Below are 16,331 nucleotides of genomic sequence, written 5' to 3' on the forward strand. Positions count from 1 at the left end.
ACACCGAACCCAGAAGGCCCTCACCCGTTCAAGCACCCAGCCCGCGTGTCACCAACGTCCCGGGACAGCACACCTAGAGGGTGCCGGCGCGCGCCAGGGCGAGCAGGCTGGGGCGGTCCAGGCCGGTGGCCGCCTCCGCCTCCGCCGCGTCCACCGCCCCGCAGTCCACACCGCGCAGCACGTGCGCGGCCAGCGCCCGCGCGGACGCCGGCTCGTCCAGGACCCCGCCGCCCGCCCGCCCCACGTACGCGGCGAGCCGGGCCGCCGTCCGCGGCAGGCTCTCCCGGTGGAAGGCGAACACCGCCGCGTACCTGGTGACCAGTTGCGCCGGGTGCAGGTCCCAGCCCTGGTAGTAGGCGCGGGCCAGGGACCGGCGGACCAGGTCGTGGTGCAGCCGCCAGGCGTGGTGGACCTGCTCGGTGGTGCCGACGGGCAGGACGTTGGTGGAGCCGTCCGACAGGCGCACCCCGGTGCCCGCCGCGGCCAACTGCATGACGGCCTTGGCGTGGTCGGCGGCCGGGTGGTCCAGGCTCTGGTGGGCGGGGGCGACGCCCAGCGCCGCGCTGTAGTCGTAGGTGCCGTAGTGCAGCCCGGTGGCCCGGCCGTCGGCCGCGGCGACGAGCGCGACGACGGTGGCCTTGCCGTCGGGGCCCAGCACGGCCTGCGGGGTCTCGATCTGGATTTCGAAGCCGAGGCGGCGCTCGGGCAGGCCGTGGGCGCGCTCGAACGCGGCGCACAGGCGGGCGGTGGCGGCCACCTGCCGGGGGTGGGTGACCTTGGGCAGGGTGAGGGTGAGGCCGCCGGGCAGACCGCCGCGGGCCAGCAGCTCGGTGAGGAAGATGTCCAGGGTGCGGATGCCGCGGGCCCGCACGGGGGCCTCCAGGCACTTGAAGCGGATGCCCGTGAACGGCACGGCCAGCCCGGCGGCCAGGCGGGCGACGCGCACCGCCTCGGCGTCCTCCTCCTCGTCGGGCCGGACGCCGTAGCCGTCCTCGAAGTCGATCCGCAGGTCCTCCACCGGCTCCCGGGCGAGCTTGGCGCGCACGCGCGGGTGCACGTCGGCCGCCAGGGCCTCGGGCACGCCGAGCACGCGGGCCAGCGTCCTGGCCTCCGGGGCGTGCTCCACCAGCGCGGCCAGCGCCCGCCGGCCCCAGGTCGCGGGGGTGTTCGCCCGCACGGCGTCGGCGGGCACGTAGACGGTGTGCACGGGCCGCCGGGTGCCGTCCTCGCCCGGGTGGCGCCGGGCCAGGGCGGCGTCCACCTCCGCGAGCGCGGCGTCCACCTCGGCGTGCAGGGCGGCGGTGAAGGTGGTGCGGGGCACGGGCGCCTCCGGGGCGGGACGGGGCCGGGCCCGCCGCGCGCCCCGGGGCGGGGACGGGCGGCGGGCCCGGACGGCTTCTCGGCGCCGCGGCTTCTCGGCGCCGCGGCTCGTCGGCGCCTCAGCCCTTGCGGGCCTTGACCTCCTCGGTGAGCTGCGGCAGGACCTCGAACAGGTCGCCCACCACGCCGTAGTCCACCAGGTCGAAGATCGGGGCCTCGGCGTCCTTGTTGACGGCCACGATGGTCTTCGAGGTCTGCATGCCGGCGCGGTGCTGGATGGCACCGGAGATCCCGGCCGCCACGTACAACTGCGGGGAGACGGTCTTGCCGGTCTGGCCCACCTGGTTGCTGTGCGGGTACCAGCCCGCGTCCACCGCGGCGCGGGAGGCGCCGACGGCCGCGCCGAGGGAGTCGGCGAGGGCCTCGACGACGGAGAAGTTCTCCGCGCTGCCGACGCCGCGGCCGCCGGAGACCACGATCGCGGCCTCGGTGAGCTCGGGGCGGCCCGTGGCCTCGCGCGGGGTGCGCTCGACGACCTCGGTGCCGGTGGCGAGGTCGCCGAAGGAGACCTCCAGCGGCTCCACGGCGGGCTCGGCGGGCGCGGCCTCGGGCGCGGCCGAGTTGGGCTTGACGGTGATCACGGGCACGCCGTGCGACACCCGGGACCTGACGGTGAAGGACGCCGCGAACACCGACTGCGTGGCGACCGGGCCCTCGTCCCCGGCCTGCACGTCCACCGCGTCGGTGATCAGGCCGGAGCCCAGGCGCACCGCGAGGCGGGCGGCGATCTCCTTGCCCTCGGCGGAGGACGGCACCAGCACCGCGGCGGGCTGCACGGCCTGCGCGGCCTGGTGGACGGCGTCCACCTTGGGCACGACGAGGTAGTCGGCGAACTCGGGGGCGTCGGCGGTGAGCACCTTGGTGGCGCCGTACTCGCCGAGGGTGGGCACGGCGGCCTCGGCGCCGGAGCCGAGGACGACGGCGACGGGCTCGCCGATGCGGCGGGCCAGGGTGAGCAGTTCGAGCGTGGGCTTGCGGACGGCGCCGTCCACGTGGTCGACGAGGACGAGGACTTCACCCATGGGGTCGGTTCTCCTAGCGGGCTTGAACAGTGGTGAGGATCGTGGGGTGGGGCCGGGCCGCGCGGGGCCCGGCGGTGCGGGGCGGCCCGCTCAGACGAACTTCTGCTCCGCGAGGAACGCCGCGAGCTGCTTGCCGCCCTCGCCCTCGTCCTTGACGACGGTGCCGGCCGTGCGCGCCGGGCGCTCGGTGACGTCCTCCACCGCGGTCCACGCCCCGGCCAGGCCCACCTCGGCGGCGTCGATGCCCAGGTCGGACAGGTCCAGCTCCTCCACCGGCTTCTTCTTGGCGGCCATGATCCCCTTGAAGGAGGGGTAGCGGGCCTCGCCGGACAGGTCGGTGACGGACACCACGGCGGGCAGCGAAGCCCGGAGCCGCTCGCTGGCGGCGTCCCCGTCCCTGCGGCCGGTCACCGCGCCGTCCTCGACCCGCACCTCGGACAGCAGCGTGACCTGCGGCACGCCCAGCCGCTCGGCGAGGATCGCGGGCAGCACGCCCATCACGCCGTCCGTGGACGCCATGCCGCACATCAGCAGGTCGTAGCCGACGTGCTCGACGGCCTTGGCAAGCACCAGCGAGGTGCCCATCACGTCGGTGCCGTGCAGCTCGTCGTCGCTGACGTGGACGCCCTTGTCCGCGCCCATCTGGAGGGCCTTGCGCACCGCGTCGCGGGCGTCGTCCGGGCCCATCGTCAGGGCGGTGATCTCGGCGTCGCCGACCGCCTCCTTGATCTGGAGGGCCTGCTCGACGGCGTACTCGTCCAGCTCCGACAGCAGCCCGTCCACCGCGTCGCGGTCCGTGGTGCGGTCGTCGGCGAAGCGCCGGTCGCCGGTGGCGTCCGGCACGTACTTCACAAGGACAACGATCCTCAAGCTCACGCCTGTCTCCTACTGCTTCCGCTCTCGTCACGTCCGGCTGCTTCGGCCACGTCCGGCGCGGGGCGCCCTTGCTGCCGCTCTCTCGCAGCATATGCGTTTCCTACCCGCGAGTATGCACGCGATCCGGATCATTGCTCACACCCCGCTCCGCGGGCTTCCGGCACACGGTAACGAGCGCCGCACACGCGCTCGACGGTTCCGCCGCGTGACGAGAATCTCGCTCCGCCCCCGTCCTGGAACGTGACAGACACCCCCTTTCCGGGGATGATCGGCCAACCGCTGTGACCTACGGCGGCGTAACTTCGACGACCGGGGGTACCAGCTCCCCGGACCCGCCAGGAGAGGTGTGGCACGTGGCCGAACTCGTCTACCCGCCCGTCGTCGCGGCGGCGCACACGATGTTCCGCGCATGGGATCTGCGGATCAGCGTGACCGGGGCGGAGAACGTCCCGCGTCGGGGCGGCGCCCTGCTGGTGAGCAACCACATCAGCTACATGGACTTCATCTTCTGCGGGCTCGCCGCGCGCCCGGCCAAGCGCCTGGTGCGGTTCATGGCGAAGAAGTCGGTGTTCGACCACCGCGTCGCCGGGCCGCTGATGCGCGGCATGAAGCACATCCCGGTGGACCGCGCCGACGGCGTGCACGCCTTCCGGCACGCGCTGCACGCGCTGCGCTCCGGGGAGATCGTCGGGGTGTTCCCGGAGGCGACGATCAGCCGCTCGTTCACGCTGAAGACCTTCAAGTCCGGTGCGGCGCGCCTGGCGCTGGAGTCCGGTGTGCCGATGGTGCCGATGACGGTGTGGGGCACCCAGCGGATCTGGACCAAGGGCAGGCCCCGCAACTTCTCCCGCAGCCACCTGCCGGTGGACGTGCGGGTCGGCGAGCCGATGACGCCGGAGCCGGACGAGAAGCCGGACACCCTCACCGACCGGCTGCGCGCCCGCATGGCCGAGCTGCTCGAGGCGGCTCAGCGCGCCTACCCGGACCGGCCCGGGGACGAGGACGACCGCTGGTGGCTGCCCGCCCACCTCGGCGGCACCGCGCCCACCCTGGAGCAGGCCAGGGACTGAGCCGCGCGGGCGCACGGCCCCCGCCGCGGGGGCGGGGGCCGGCGGCGCGTTCACTGCCGGGCCATCTCCTCGCGCACGGCGGCGGCGAAGGCGTCGATGTCCTGCTCGGTGGTGTCGAACGCGGTCATCCAGCGCACCTCGCCGGTGTGCTCGTCCCAGAAGTAGAAGCGGTACCGCTTCTGCAACCGCTCGCTGACGTCCCGGGGCAGCACCGCGAACACCGCGTTGGACTCCACGGGGCGCACCACGCTCACCCCGTCGATGCCGCGCACCGCCGCCTCGAGGCGCCGGGCCATGGCGTTGGCGTGGCGGGCCGAGCGCAGCCACAGCTCGCCGGCGAACAGCGCCTCGAACTGCACGGACACGAACCGCATCTTCGAGGCGAGCTGCATCGACAGCTTGCGCAGGAACGGGATGCCGCGCACCCGGTCCGGGTTGAGCACCACGACGCACTCGCCGAACAGCAGGCCGTTCTTGGTCCCGCCGAGGGACAGCACGTCCACGCCCGCGTCGGTGGTCAGCGCCCGCAGCGGCACGTCCAGGGTGGCGGCGGCGTTGGCCAGGCGGGCGCCGTCCATGTGGACGGCCATGCCGTGCTGGTGGGCGTGCTCGCACAGGGCCCGCACCTGCTCCACGGTGTAGCAGGTGCCCAGCTCGGTGGTCTGCGCGAACGAGACGACCTGCGGCTGGGCGCGGTGCTCGTCGCCCCAGCCCCACGCCTCCCGGTCGATCAGCTCGGGCGTGAGCCTGCCGTCGGGGGTGGGCACGGTCAGCAGCTTGATCCCGGCGACCTTCTCCGGGGCGCCGCACTCGTCGACGTGGATGTGGGCGCTGTCCGCGGCGATCACCGAGCCCCAGCGCTCGGTGAGGGCCTGGAGGCCCACCACGTTGGCGCCGGTGCCGTTGAACACCGGGTACGCCTCGGCGCGGGGGCCGAAGTGCCGCCTGAGCACCTGCTGGAGGGCGGCGGTGTAGTCGTCCTCGCCGTAGGCGACCTGGTGGCCGCCGTTGGCCAGGGCGATCGCGGCGAGGACCTCGGGGTGGACTCCCGCGTAGTTGTCGCTGGCGAAGCCGCGCACCTGCGGGTCGTGGTGGCGCACGGCGTCGGTGGCGCCGGGGGCTTCCGGCGTCGCGTGCGGGTCGGGGCTCATCGGGGCGTCAGCCACTGGCGCTGTCCGTTCACTTCCTCGGTCGGCCGGGTCCACAGGTCGGCGACGGCCTCGGCGAGGTCGGCGACGTCGGTGAACCCGGGGAATTTCGCGTCCGGGCGCTGGGCCCGCATCTCATCGTGCACCAGCGCCTTCACCACCATGATCACCGCCGCGGCGGACGGCCCCGCGTCGCCCCCCGCCCTGCGGAAGGAGTCGGCCAGCGCCAGCGTCCACGCCTCGGTGGCGGCCTTGGCCGCGGCGTAGGCGGCGTTGCCGGCCGTGGGGTGCCCGGCGCCCTCGGCGCTGACGATCACGAAGCGGCTGCCGGGACTGCGCAGCAGCGCGTCGTGGAAGGCCAGCGAGGTGTGCTGGAGGGTCCTGATCAAAAGGTCGTGCAGCAGGTCCCAGTCGGCGAGGTCGGTGCCGGGGAAATCGCGGGCCCCGCGCCAGCCGCCGACCAGGTGCGCCACGCCGTCCACCCGGCCGTGCTCCCGCTCGACCCGCGCGGCCCACTCCCGGGCGGCGCCCGCGTCGAGCAGGTCCACGCGCTCGCCGGTCACGGCAGCGCCGGGGGCGGCGGCGCGGGCCTGCTCCACGGCGGTGGCGAGCCGCGCTTCGTCGGCGTCGCAGGCCGCGACCACCGCGCCGGAGGCGGCCAGGCGGCGCAGCAGGGCCCGGCCCGCGGGGCCGCCCGCGCCGGCCACGGCCACGACCCGGCCGGCGAGCCGCCGCTCCTCGTGCACACCCGCCTCCTCGGCCGCGCCGGCGCCGTTCACGCGGCGGCCTGGGCGGTGATGCCCCGGGTGGAGGCGATCACGTCGCCGAGCTTCTTGGCGAGCGCCTCGTAGAACATGCTGAGCGGGAACTCGTCCGGGAGCACCTGGTCCACCAGCTTGCGCGGCGGCTGGTCCAGCGGCAGGGCGTCGGGGCCCTTGGCCCACACCGAGCCGGGGTGCGGGGCGAGGTAGGCGGAGACCAGGTCGTACGCCGCGAGCCAGTGCACCAGCTTCGGCCGGTCGATGCCGTCGCGGTACAGCTTCTCGATCTCGCCGCACAGCTCCTGGGTGACGGCGGCGGCGCGCTCCCAGTCGATGCGCAGCGTGTTGTCGGTCCAGCGCAGCGCGTCGTGCTTGTGCAGGTAGGCGAAGAGCAGTTGGCCGCCGAGGCCGTCGTAGTTGCGCACCCGCCGTCCGGTGATCGGGAACCGGAACAGGCGGTCGAACAGCACCGCGTACTGCACGTCCCGGCCGCGCTCGACGCCCTCGTTCTCCAGGCGCACGGCCTCCTTGAACGCGGTGAGGTCGCAGCGCAGCTCCTCCAGCGCGTACATCCAGAACGGCGCCCGCTGCTTGATCATGAACGGGTCGAACGGCAGGTCGCCGTGGCTGTGGGTGCGGTCGTGGATCAGGTCCCACAGCACGAACGTCTCCAGCGCCCGACCCTGGTCGGCGATCAGGCGGGCGGCGTCCTCGGGCAGTTGCAGGCCCAGGGTGCGCACGGCGGCGTCGGTGACCCGGCGGAAGCGGGCGGCCTCGCGGTCGCAGAAGATGCCGCCCCAGGAGAACCGCTCGGGCACCGAGCGCACGGCGACGGTCTCCGGGAAGAGCACGGCGGAGTCGGTGTCGTACCCGGAGGTGAAGTCCTCGAAGGTGATCGGCACGAACAGCGGGTTGTCGTAGCGGGTGCGCTCCAGCTCGGCCAGCCAGTCGGGCCAGAAGACGCGCAGCAGCACCGCCTCCAGGTTCCGGTTGGGGTTGCCGTTCTGGGTGTACATGGGGAACAGCACCAGGTGCGGCAGGCCGTCGCGGCGGTCGGCCGCGGGCTGGAAGGCGAGCAGCGCGTCGAGGAAGTCCGGCACGCCGAAGCCCTCCCGGCCCCAGCGCTCCAGGTCGGCGGTCACGGCGTCCAGGTAGGCCGCGTCGTGCGGGAAGAGCGGGGCGAGCTCGCGGACGGCGGCGACCACGCGGGCGAGCTGGCGCTCCGCCTCGGCGCGGGCGGGGGCGCCGTCGGCGGTGAAGTCGACCGAGCCGTCCTTGGACTGCCAGGGGCGGATGGTCTCGACGGCGTCCTTCAGCTCGGCCCAGGACGGGTGGTGGGCCGCGGCCGAGGTCCCGGCCGCTCCGGCGAGATCTTCGCCGTCCCTCGTGGCCACAGACAGGAGGTTTTGCATGGGGTACCCCTATTCTCCGTAGAACCTCGCGCCACAGCAGGCTATACGCGGGCACTTTCATCGTTCAAGAGCATCTATAGGAGATCGTACGGTCTGGCGAGGTTGTCACCGCATGTTCTTTGGTTTGGGGTAGCCCTGGGCGGGCTTGTTCCTCCGCAACCCCGGTCGCGCTCCCGGGCGCCCCGGGGCGTCGCGTGTCGGCCGCCCGCGGTTCCCGGTCCCGTCGCCGCGGGCCGTTACGCTGGCTCGCCCCCACCGAGATGCGGAAGGCGGTCAGCCGTGAGCCCGATCACCATCGGCCACCGCGGGGTGATGGGCGTCGAGCCCGAGAACACCCTGCGCTCGTTCGTCCGCGCCGACCGCGAGGGCCTGGACGTCATCGAGCTCGACCTGCACCTCAGCTCGGACGGCGCCCTCGTCGTCATGCACGACACCACCGTGGACCGCACCACCGACGGCACCGGCCGCGTCGGCGACCTGACCCTCGCCGAGCTGCGCGCGCTCGACGCGGGGCGCGGCGAACGCGTACCGGTGTTCGAGGAGGTGGTGGACGCGGTGCGCGCGCCCCTCCAGGCCGAGATCAAGGACGTCGCCGCGGCGCGGGCGCTCGCCGAGGTGCTGCGCCGCCGGGACCTGCTGGAGCGGGTCACCGTCATCTCGTTCCACGAGGCGGCCCTGCGGGAGATCGGCGAGCTGCTGCCGCGGGTGCGCACCGGCCTGGTGGCCAGCCGCTACGGCGAGGACGTGGCGGACCGGGCCGCGGCCGTGGGCGCGGAGCTGGCCGTGCTCAACCTGCGCAGGCTCACCCTGGCCACCGTGGAGCGCCTGCGCGCCGAGCGGATCGGGATCGTGGCCTGGGTGGTGAACACCCCCCGCGACTTGCTGCTGGCCAGAACCCTGGGCGTGGACGGCTGCACGACGGACTACCCGGAGATCCACCAGGCGGTGCGGAAGGCGGAGTGGGAGACGGAGACGGAGACGGCGGGGGCGTAGGGGGCGCCTCTGCCGACGGGGGTGGCCATGAGTGGGTGGCCGCGGGTGGGTGGCCGCGGGATGGCGGCCAGGGCGCGCGGCCGGGCGGGCTACGGCGGGTGGTCGGGCGGCCCCGGCGAGTGGCCGGGCGGGCGGCGCTGGGCGGTCGGCACTGGCGGACGGCCCCGGGCGGCCGGACGGGCGTGTGCCGGCAGGGGGCCGTGCGGGTTCAAGTCCCGCTCTGGGCGGGCGGACGGGGACGGCCAGACGGGCGGGCGCCCGGACGGGCGGGCGGCCGGATGGGCGGACGGCCGGGCGGGTGGATGGGCGGACGGCCGGGCGGGTGGATGGGCGGACGGCCGGGCGGGTGGGCGGGTGGGCGGCCCCGGCGCCGCCCGGGACGGAGCTGCCGGAATCCCCGGGCGCCGGGTGCGGTGTGCCGCCGACTCCAGGCGCACCGCCTCCCCTGCCGGCCTCCGTCGGCGCGCATCGCCTCCCTCCCCCCTCCGGTCTCCCCTCCGGTCTCCCCGTCGGCGCCATCCGCCTCCTCGGGGTGCCCGCTTTCCCGCCCTGTCCGCGGCGCCGCGCCCTGCTCGCAAAGCTGGGGCCTGTTATCTACCCCCCCACCGGCCGTTGCCCCCCGCCCCCGCCCACCGGGCAAACCCGTCAGCCCTCGTCCCCCAGCTCCTTCACCAGCGTCTCGAACTCCAGGTCGTCCCGGCGGGGGATCCCGAAGCGCTCGTTGCCGTAGGGGAACGGCTCCCTGCGGCCCGTCCGGCGGTAGCCGCGCCGCTCGTACCAGGCGATCAGCTCCTCGCGCGCGGAGATCACCGTCATGTGCATCTCCCCCGCGCCCCACTGCTCCCTGGCCACCCGCTCCGCCTCCGCGAGCACCACGCGCCCCAGCCCGCCGCCCTGGAGCTCGGGCCGCACCGCGAACATCCCGAAGTACGCGTGCGTGCCCCGGTGCTCCACCTGGCAGCAGGCCACCGGCCGCCCCTCGTGCTCGGCGACCAGCAGCACGCCGTCCCGGTGGCCGATCACCTCGGCGACGCCCCGCGGGTCGGTGCGCTGCCCGTCGAGCAGGTCGGCCTCGGTGGTCCAGCCCTGCCTGCTGCTCTCGCCGCGGTAGGCGGACTCCACCAGCTCGACGAGGGCGGGCACGTCGGCGAGGACGGCGGTGCGGAACTTCAACTGTTCATGACGCATCGCTCGAGGATAGGACGCACCGGACTCGCACCGGCGCGCCGGTGTTCCCCCGCCGCGCCGGGCCTGCCTACAGTCCCGGGATGGTCAACGTTCTGAGCAGCCGCGTCCTGCTGCGCCCCACCGACCTGGAGCGCACCCGCGCCTTCTACCGGGACGGCCTGGGGCTCGCGATCTACCGCGAGTTCGGCACGGGACCGGGGCGCGGCACGGTGTTCTTCCTCGGCGGCGGCTTCCTCGAGGTATCGGGCGGCTCGCCGAGCCCGCCCGCGCCCGGCGTGGAGCTGTGGCTCCAGGTGCCCGACGCCGAGGCGGCGCGCAGGGAGCTGGAGGAGCGCGGGGTGGAGATCCTGCGCCCGCCGAAACGGGAGCCGTGGGGGCTGATCGAGATGCACATCGAGGACCCGGACGGGGTGCTTATCTTCGTGGTGGAGACCCCCGAGGACCATCCGATCAGGAACCGCCCCGGCATCTGACCGGCCCCGGGCACACGCGCGGGACCGGCGGGCTCCCCCGCCCGCTTCCGTGCGCCCGCTTGCGCGCCGCCGTGCCGGGGCAGCCTCCCGTCGGACCCGCGACGGGAAGGAGCGCCGCCCATGCACGGACCGCCGCTCGTCGGCTGGCTCCTGGTGGCGCTCACCGGCGTGACCGGCCTGTCCTGCCTGTGGCGGATGCGGCGGATGCGGGCGGTGCCCGGCGCCGCCGCCGAGCGCCGGGCGGCGGGCGACGAGGCGCTGATGGGCCTGGGGATGGCCGTGATGGCCCTGCCGCCCGCGCCGGTGGACGTCCTGCCGTACGGACCGCCGCTGCTCGCGGTGTTCTTCGCGCTGCTGGCCGCGGCGGCGCTGACCCGGGCCCTGCTGCCCGCCGAGGGCGGCCACCGCGCGCACCACGCCCACCACGCGCTGGCCGCCGCCGCGATGGTGTACGCGGTGGTGGCGGCGGACGCGGCCGGGCACGCCGGCCACGGCACCTCCGGGGTGCCTGCGGTGACCGGGGCGCTGCTGGTCTACTTCGCCGGGTACGCGCTGTGGGCTGGGGCGCGGCTGGTGCCCGCCGGCGGCGGCGCGGCCGCGGTGCTGCCCGCCGCGGGCTGCCCGCGGGCGCGGGGCACGGCGGCGGCCTGCCGGGTGGCGATGGGCATCGGCATGCTCGCCATGCTGCTCACGATGTGAACGGCGCGCTGGACGGAAACCGTGGCGTGCGTCACTTTCCCCCGTCCGTTCGTACCTGAGGGCGGCCGCCGCGCCCTAGGGTGACGCCATGACGGTCCTGTTCGCGCTGCTGTCGCTCGCCGGAGTGGTCGCGGCCGTCGCCCCTCGTCTGCTCTCCCGCGCCGACTGGCAGGACCGGGAGCCGGTGCTCGCGCTGTGGGTGTGGCAGTGCGCGGTGGCCGCCGTCCTGCTCGCGTGCGTGCTGGCGATGTCGCTGAGCGCCGCCGCGGCCTGGCACGCGGTGCGCGGCGGGCTGTTCGCGTTCGCCCCGCACGGGGTGGAGGACGCGTACGGGCTCGGCGAGTTCGGGCCGTGGGCGGCGATGTCCGCCTGCCTGCTGGCCCTCGGCGGCGCCCGCACCGCGGTGATGCTGCTGCGCGAGGTGCGCGGGGTGCGGGCGGCGCGGCGCAGGAAGCGGGCCGAGCTGCTGGAGCGGGCGCCGGTGCTGCCCGACGACCTGGTGCACGGCACCCGGGAGGCCGCCTGGCCGGGCGAGAGCGACGGGGCGTGGCCGGGCGAGCGCCTGGTGGTGCTGGAGAGCGAGCGCGCGGACGCCTGGCTGCTGCCGGGCGCCGAGCCGCAACTGGTCATCACCACGGCGGCGCTGCGCCGGCTGAAGGGCCGTCGCCTGGACGCGGTGCTGGCGCACGAGCAGGGGCACGCGCGGGCCCGCCACCACTGGTTGCAGACCTGCTCGTCCGCGTTGGCGGCGGGCTTCCCCCGGGTGCCGGTCTTCGCGGCGTTCCGCAACCAGGTGCACCGCCTGGTGGAGCTGGCGGCCGACGACGCGGCCTCGCGCCGCCACGGCCGGCTGACCACGGCGCTGGCGCTGGTGGACCTCAACGCCGACCGCGGGGTGTTCGGCCCCTGCCCGTCGCCCCAGGCCCAGTTGCCCCGCCGGGTGCACCGGCTGCTGGCGCCGCAGCCGCGGCTCCCGCTGGGGCGGCGGATGCGGCTGACGGTGCTGGCGATGCTCGTCCCGGCCGTCCCCCTGCTCGTCACGTTCGGGCCCGGCCTGCACGCGATGTCCTGATCCGGGCGATCCCGGCGGCGGCGCGGCGGTGGTCTTAAGCCCGGCTTCAGGCGGGACGCGCGAAGATCGAGGCATGACGTCCTACTCTCCCGCCTCCCTCTCCCCGCCCGGCGACCGCCGGGCACGCGTGGTCTGCCTGACGGTGTCGGGTGTGCTCACCCTGTGCTGCGCCGTGCTGCTGGTGCTGGTCGAGACCGGATGGGGGCCGCTGCGCTCCGCCGACCGCTCGTTGGCGGACGAGCTGCACCGGTTCGCCGTCGAGCACCGGGGCTGGACGAGAGCCAACCGGGTGCTCACCGACTGGGTGTGGGACCCGGTGACGATGCGGCTGCTCACCGCCCTGGCCGTGGTGTGGCTGGTGCGGATCCGCGCCGGCCGGCTGGCGGTGTGGACGGCGGCGACCTCGCTGGTCGGCCTGGCCGTGCAGAGCGGGGTGAAGGCGGCGGTGGGCCGGGAGCGCCCGAGCTGGCCGGACCCGGTGGACTCGGCGCACAACGCGGCGTTCCCGTCGGGGCACGCGATGACGGCGGCGGTCACCTGCGCGCTGCTGGTCGCGCTGTTCCACTGGCTCGGGCCCGCGGGCACCCGGTGGCGGGCGGCGGTGTGGACGGCGGCGGTGGTGTCCGTGGCCGGCGTGGGGTTCACCCGGGTGTACCTGGGTGTGCACTGGCTGACCGACGTGCTGTCGGGATGGCTGCTCGGGGTGGCGGTGGTGGCCGGGTGCGCGGGGCTGTTCTCGCCGTGGCGCTTCTGCCCGGAGACGCCGGGGGCCTGTCGGGACGTCAGCGAAGGGCCCGTCAATCCCGTTGCGGGGTCGGGCGGTCGCGCGGCGGACGACGGGCGGCGCGGCGGCGTCGCGGGGAGCGGGCGCGAAGGAGCCGGGGGCGGTGCGGCGGAGCCCGCAGCCCAGAAGAACGGGGCCGAGAAGAACGGAGCCCAGAAGAACGGAGCCGAGGGGAATGGGCCCGAGGAGAGCGGGGCCGGGGAGAGCGGGGCGGACAACAAAGACAGAACGTGGCAATAGGCGATCCCCCGCGCCGCCTATTGCCACGCTCTCCGTACGGCCGAGTCCCGAGCATGGGTCACCCGGCCCTGCGCTGAGTATATTGGCTGGCAGCCAATCAACGCAGGAGTTAAATCATGTCCCCTCGCCGGGCGTCGGTCAACGAGGAGATGCGCCGCCGTTCCCGCGACCGGCTGCTCCAGGCCACGATCGACCTGGTCAGCGAGCGCGGTCATGAGAAAATCACGCTGGGCGACATCGCCGACCGGGCGGGGGTCGCCCGGGGACTGGTCTCCTACTACTTCCCGAGCAAGCGCCACCTGCTCCAGGCGGCCATGCAGCAGCTCCTGTGCACGGCTCTGGAGCGGACGCTGACGGACACGCCGCCCGGGGCCTGCCCGCGGGAGCGGCTGGCCCGCGCCATCGACTGCGTGCTCGGGCTCGTGGTCAGCCGTCCCGCGCTGTTCCGTTCCCATCTGGCGACGGTGCTGGCGCCGGAGACCGAGGAGTTCGTGGAGGGCCCGGAGCAGCAGGCGCTGTTCGAGGTGGCGCAGCGGACCGTGGCCGGGCTCGGGGGGGACGGGCAGGACCCGGACTACCCGATGCTGCGCACCCATCTGACGGGAGCGGTGGTCAGGCTGCTGCTGCCCGGCTCGGACGTCCCCCTGGTGAAGGTCAGGGCGGAGCTGTTCCAGCGGTACGGGCTGGACTGGGAGCAGGGCCTGCCGACGACGACGACGCCGTCCGGGCCCGTGCTGGGCCCGGACGGCGGCGGCCGGTGAGCGGTCCCGGCCGGTGCGTTCACCGGCCGGGCGCCCGGTGCGTCAGTCCCGGTAGTCGGGCTGCGTCTGGACGTTGAGGGCGTCCAGGCGCACCCGCTCGGCGCCCGCCGTCCTGTGGTCGTTGACCTTCAGCACGTCCAGGCCCTTGCGGATGTCGCTGGAGTAGATGTAGCCGTTGTAGTAGTACGCGGACCACGAGCCGGCCAGCGTCAGGGTGTCGGCCTTGAACGCGCCGCGCTCGAAGTAGCCGATCTCCTTCGGCTTGCTCGAGTCGGTGAAGTCCCAGACGGACACGCCGCCCTGGTACCAGGCCTGCACCATGATGTCGCGGCCCTTGACCGGGATCAGCGAGCCGTTGTGGGCCACGCAGTTCTCGGTCTCGGCCTGGTGGCGCGGGATCTTGAAGTAGCTGCGGAAGACCAGTTCGCGGTCGTCGCCGCGGCCCTTGATGTCGTAGATGCCGTCGGCGCCGCGGGTCGGCCCGGTGGCCTCGTCGCAGGTGGCGCCGCTGCCGCCGCCGAGCTCGTCGGTGAAGACGACCTTGTCGGCGTCCTCGCTGAACGTCGCCGAGTGCCAGAACGCGAAGTTGGTGTTGTCCTGGACGCGGTCGATGACCTTCGGGGCCACCGGGTCGGAGATGTCCATCAGGATGCCGTCACCCATGCACGCGCCGGCCGCGAGCTTCTTCTCGGGGAAGGCGGTGATGTCGTGGCAGCCGGTGGTGGCCGAGACGCCCGGGTTGATGGGGGCGCCGGGGTTGCCGCCGTCGTCCGGGAACAGCACCGGGGTGGCGGCCACCGAGGCGGCCGTGGGGTTGCTCCTGGGCACCTTCACGATGCTGATGCTGTCGTGCGGCGGCTTGCAGTCGGGGAACTCGGCGCGCGGCGAGTACGAGGAGACGTACAGGTAGTCCACCTTGGCGCGGTTGTCCGGGACCAGGGTGTGGGTGTGGGAGCCGCACGCGGTCTCCACGGACGCGATGTACTGCGGGTTCCGCTTGTCGGAGATGTCGAAGACCTTGATGCCCTCCCACGACGACTTCTCGGTCGCGGGCTGCGACGTGCTGGTGCACGAGTCGTCGCTGCGCGAGGAGTCGGTGGACAGGTAGAGCAGGTCGCCGTTGACCGAGATGTCGTTCTGCGAGCCGGGGCAGAGCACCTGGCTGACGATCCTCGGCTTGCTGGGACGGCTGATGTCGTAGATCAGGAAGCCGTCGTAGTTGCCGACGAAGGCGTAGCGGCCCTGGAAGGCGGCGTCCGTGCCGATCGCGGAGTCGGCGGTGAACGGGCCCTGCGCGGGGACGTTCGCGACCTGCGTGATGTTCCGGCTGTGGGCGATCTCGTCCACGCCGGGTATCTCGCCCGACTTCACCTCCTGCCTGGTCTGCTCGCTCTGCTCGACCTTCCGGCTGGTGGGGGCCTTGTCCGGATCGGGCACGGCCGCGGCCGGGGTGGCCGCGACGAGCGCCGCGGTCAGGGTGAACGCTGCGCCCACCCCGAGGAGGGATTTCCTCCCAGGGATGGAGGGTTTGTGGAACGAGGTCACGAAGAGTCCTCCCCCGGTTTCTGGCGCGCGTCTGGCGCCTCACGGTGCGACGGTTGACGGGTCACCGCAGTATGCACGCTGAACATGCTCACATCAGTAGACGGCAACGCACTTGTAATGATCAAGTGTTTTCCTTAACAGTCCTTGCCGTGCTGGTACGGTCACCCGGCCCGACGCGCCCGCGCCGTCCGGCCCGCCGGAGCGCGGCCCCGGCACCCAGACCACCGGAGGTACCACCCGATGCCACGTCACTCAGCCCTGGTCCTGGCGGGGTTGGCGGCGGCCGCCGTGCTGTCGCTCGCCTCGTGCACCTCCGGCTCGTCCGGGAACGACGGCGGAGCGGACGCCAAGGCGTCGGGCCCGCCCGTGGTGGCCCCGGGCAGGCCCGGCGAGGCGGCCACGACCCTGTCGGCGGAGGAGGCGGCCAAGGCCAGGCCGAAGAACACGCCGAACGCCGCGGACGTGGCCTATGTCCAGAACATGATCAAACATCACGAGCAGGCGCTGGAGATGACCCGGCTCGCCGACAGGCACGCCGGGGACAAGGACGTGCGCGGCATCGCGGACCGCATCCACGACGCGCAGGGGCCGGAGATCGAGGCGATGAAGGGCTGGCTGCGGACGAACGGGCAGCCGGTCGAGCCCGAGGCCGGCCACGACCACGCCACGATGCCGGGGATGGCCACCCCGGAGCAGATGGCGGACCTGGGCCGGGCGCGCGGCGAGGACTTCGACGAGCGGTTCCTGCGGCTGATGATCGCGCACCACGAGGGCGCGCTGACGATGGCCACGGACGTGCTGGCGCAGGGCAACGACATCCTGGTGGAGGAGATGGCCAACGACGTGATCTCCTCCCAGGCGTCGGAGATCAACCGGATGCGGGACATGTGAGCCCGCGCGCGGGCGG

16 protein-coding genes are annotated in these 16,331 nt (G+C 74.2%); 8 read left to right on the forward strand and 8 right to left on the reverse strand.

Annotation, left to right across the window (positions count from 1 at the left end; translation table 11 throughout):
• Nucleotides 1-73: 73 nt before the first annotated feature.
• The 3 genes from ACYVO2_RS33420 to ACYVO2_RS33430 all read right to left on the reverse strand — a co-directional run bounded on the left by ACYVO2_RS33420 (nt 74) and on the right by ACYVO2_RS33430 (nt 3,278).
• A complete protein-coding gene (locus ACYVO2_RS33420; RefSeq protein WP_461011849.1) occupies nt 74-1,321 on the reverse strand; it encodes a DUF6986 family protein in 1,248 nt (415 codons plus the stop codon).
• A gap of 118 nt (nt 1,322-1,439) precedes the next feature.
• Complete coding sequence (locus ACYVO2_RS33425) at nt 1,440-2,402, reverse strand: electron transfer flavoprotein subunit alpha/FixB family protein (RefSeq protein WP_461011850.1); 963 nt, start codon at nt 2,400-2,402, stop codon at nt 1,440-1,442.
• 90 nt (nt 2,403-2,492) lie between these two features.
• Nucleotides 2,493-3,278, reverse strand: a complete 786-nt coding sequence (locus ACYVO2_RS33430) for an electron transfer flavoprotein subunit beta/FixA family protein (protein ID WP_461011851.1) — start codon at nt 3,276-3,278, stop codon at nt 2,493-2,495.
• A gap of 353 nt (nt 3,279-3,631) precedes the next feature.
• Here ACYVO2_RS33430 and ACYVO2_RS33435 point away from each other — a divergent pair, with 353 nt between their 5' ends.
• Nucleotides 3,632-4,348, forward strand: a complete 717-nt coding sequence (locus ACYVO2_RS33435) for a lysophospholipid acyltransferase family protein (protein ID WP_461011852.1) — start codon at nt 3,632-3,634, stop codon at nt 4,346-4,348.
• 50 nt (nt 4,349-4,398) lie between these two features.
• Here ACYVO2_RS33435 and ACYVO2_RS33440 read toward each other — a convergent pair whose 3' ends face one another.
• The 3 genes from ACYVO2_RS33440 to ACYVO2_RS33450 are packed head-to-tail and all read right to left on the reverse strand — an operon-like array spanning nt 4,399 to nt 7,669.
• On the reverse strand, nt 4,399-5,499 hold the full coding sequence (locus ACYVO2_RS33440) for a threonine aldolase family protein (protein ID WP_461011873.1): 1,101 nt from the start codon (nt 5,497-5,499) through the stop codon (nt 4,399-4,401).
• Nucleotides 5,496-6,275 carry an SDR family NAD(P)-dependent oxidoreductase gene (locus ACYVO2_RS33445; RefSeq protein WP_461011853.1) on the reverse strand — a complete coding sequence of 260 codons (780 nt, stop codon included), beginning with the start codon at nt 6,273-6,275 and terminating at the stop codon, nt 5,496-5,498. The genes ACYVO2_RS33440 and ACYVO2_RS33445 overlap by 4 nt, the downstream gene beginning before the upstream one ends.
• Nucleotides 6,272-7,669, reverse strand: coding sequence for a DUF6421 family protein (locus ACYVO2_RS33450; RefSeq protein WP_461011854.1), 1,398 nt, complete (start codon nt 7,667-7,669; stop codon nt 6,272-6,274). The genes ACYVO2_RS33445 and ACYVO2_RS33450 overlap by 4 nt, the downstream gene beginning before the upstream one ends.
• A gap of 312 nt (nt 7,670-7,981) precedes the next feature.
• On the opposite strand from ACYVO2_RS33450, the gene ACYVO2_RS33455 reads away from it, so the two are divergent.
• Entirely contained in the window at nt 7,982-8,662 is a 681-nt protein-coding gene (locus ACYVO2_RS33455; RefSeq protein WP_461011874.1) for a glycerophosphodiester phosphodiesterase, read from the forward strand.
• 645 nt (nt 8,663-9,307) lie between these two features.
• Here the strand turns inward: ACYVO2_RS33455 and ACYVO2_RS33460 are convergent.
• Nucleotides 9,308-9,850: a GNAT family N-acetyltransferase gene (locus ACYVO2_RS33460; RefSeq protein ID WP_461011855.1), complete on the reverse strand. Its 543-nt coding sequence runs from the start codon at nt 9,848-9,850 to the stop codon at nt 9,308-9,310.
• 80 nt (nt 9,851-9,930) lie between these two features.
• Here ACYVO2_RS33460 and ACYVO2_RS33465 point away from each other — a divergent pair, with 80 nt between their 5' ends.
• From ACYVO2_RS33465 to ACYVO2_RS33485, 5 genes are all read left to right on the forward strand, one after another.
• On the forward strand, nt 9,931-10,323 hold the full coding sequence (locus tag ACYVO2_RS33465; protein WP_461011856.1) for a VOC family protein: 393 nt from the start codon (nt 9,931-9,933) through the stop codon (nt 10,321-10,323).
• Nucleotides 10,324-10,443: 120 nt separating this feature from the next.
• Nucleotides 10,444-11,022 (forward strand): DUF5134 domain-containing protein, encoded by a 579-nt coding sequence (locus ACYVO2_RS33470; RefSeq protein WP_461011857.1) that lies wholly within the window; start codon nt 10,444-10,446, stop codon nt 11,020-11,022.
• An 88-nt stretch (nt 11,023-11,110) separates the two neighbouring features.
• A complete protein-coding gene (locus ACYVO2_RS33475) occupies nt 11,111-12,094 on the forward strand; it encodes a M56 family metallopeptidase (RefSeq protein ID WP_461011858.1) in 984 nt (327 codons plus the stop codon).
• Between the two features lie 73 nt (nt 12,095-12,167).
• A complete protein-coding gene (locus ACYVO2_RS33480; RefSeq protein ID WP_461011859.1) occupies nt 12,168-13,118 on the forward strand; it encodes a phosphatase PAP2 family protein in 951 nt (316 codons plus the stop codon).
• Between the two features lie 116 nt (nt 13,119-13,234).
• Nucleotides 13,235-13,879, forward strand: coding sequence for a TetR/AcrR family transcriptional regulator (locus ACYVO2_RS33485; protein WP_461011860.1), 645 nt, complete (start codon nt 13,235-13,237; stop codon nt 13,877-13,879).
• Between the two features lie 42 nt (nt 13,880-13,921).
• On the opposite strand, the gene ACYVO2_RS33490 is transcribed toward ACYVO2_RS33485, so the two are convergent.
• Nucleotides 13,922-15,424 carry an LVIVD repeat-containing protein gene (locus tag ACYVO2_RS33490; RefSeq protein ID WP_461011861.1) on the reverse strand — a complete coding sequence of 501 codons (1,503 nt, stop codon included), beginning with the start codon at nt 15,422-15,424 and terminating at the stop codon, nt 13,922-13,924.
• 240 nt (nt 15,425-15,664) lie between these two features.
• Between ACYVO2_RS33490 and ACYVO2_RS33495 the strand changes: the two genes are divergently transcribed.
• On the forward strand, nt 15,665-16,315 hold the full coding sequence (locus ACYVO2_RS33495; protein ID WP_461011862.1) for a DUF305 domain-containing protein: 651 nt from the start codon (nt 15,665-15,667) through the stop codon (nt 16,313-16,315).
• The last annotated feature ends 16 nt before the right edge of the window (nt 16,316-16,331 follow it).

This window comes from Streptomyces capparidis (assembly GCF_054782095.1).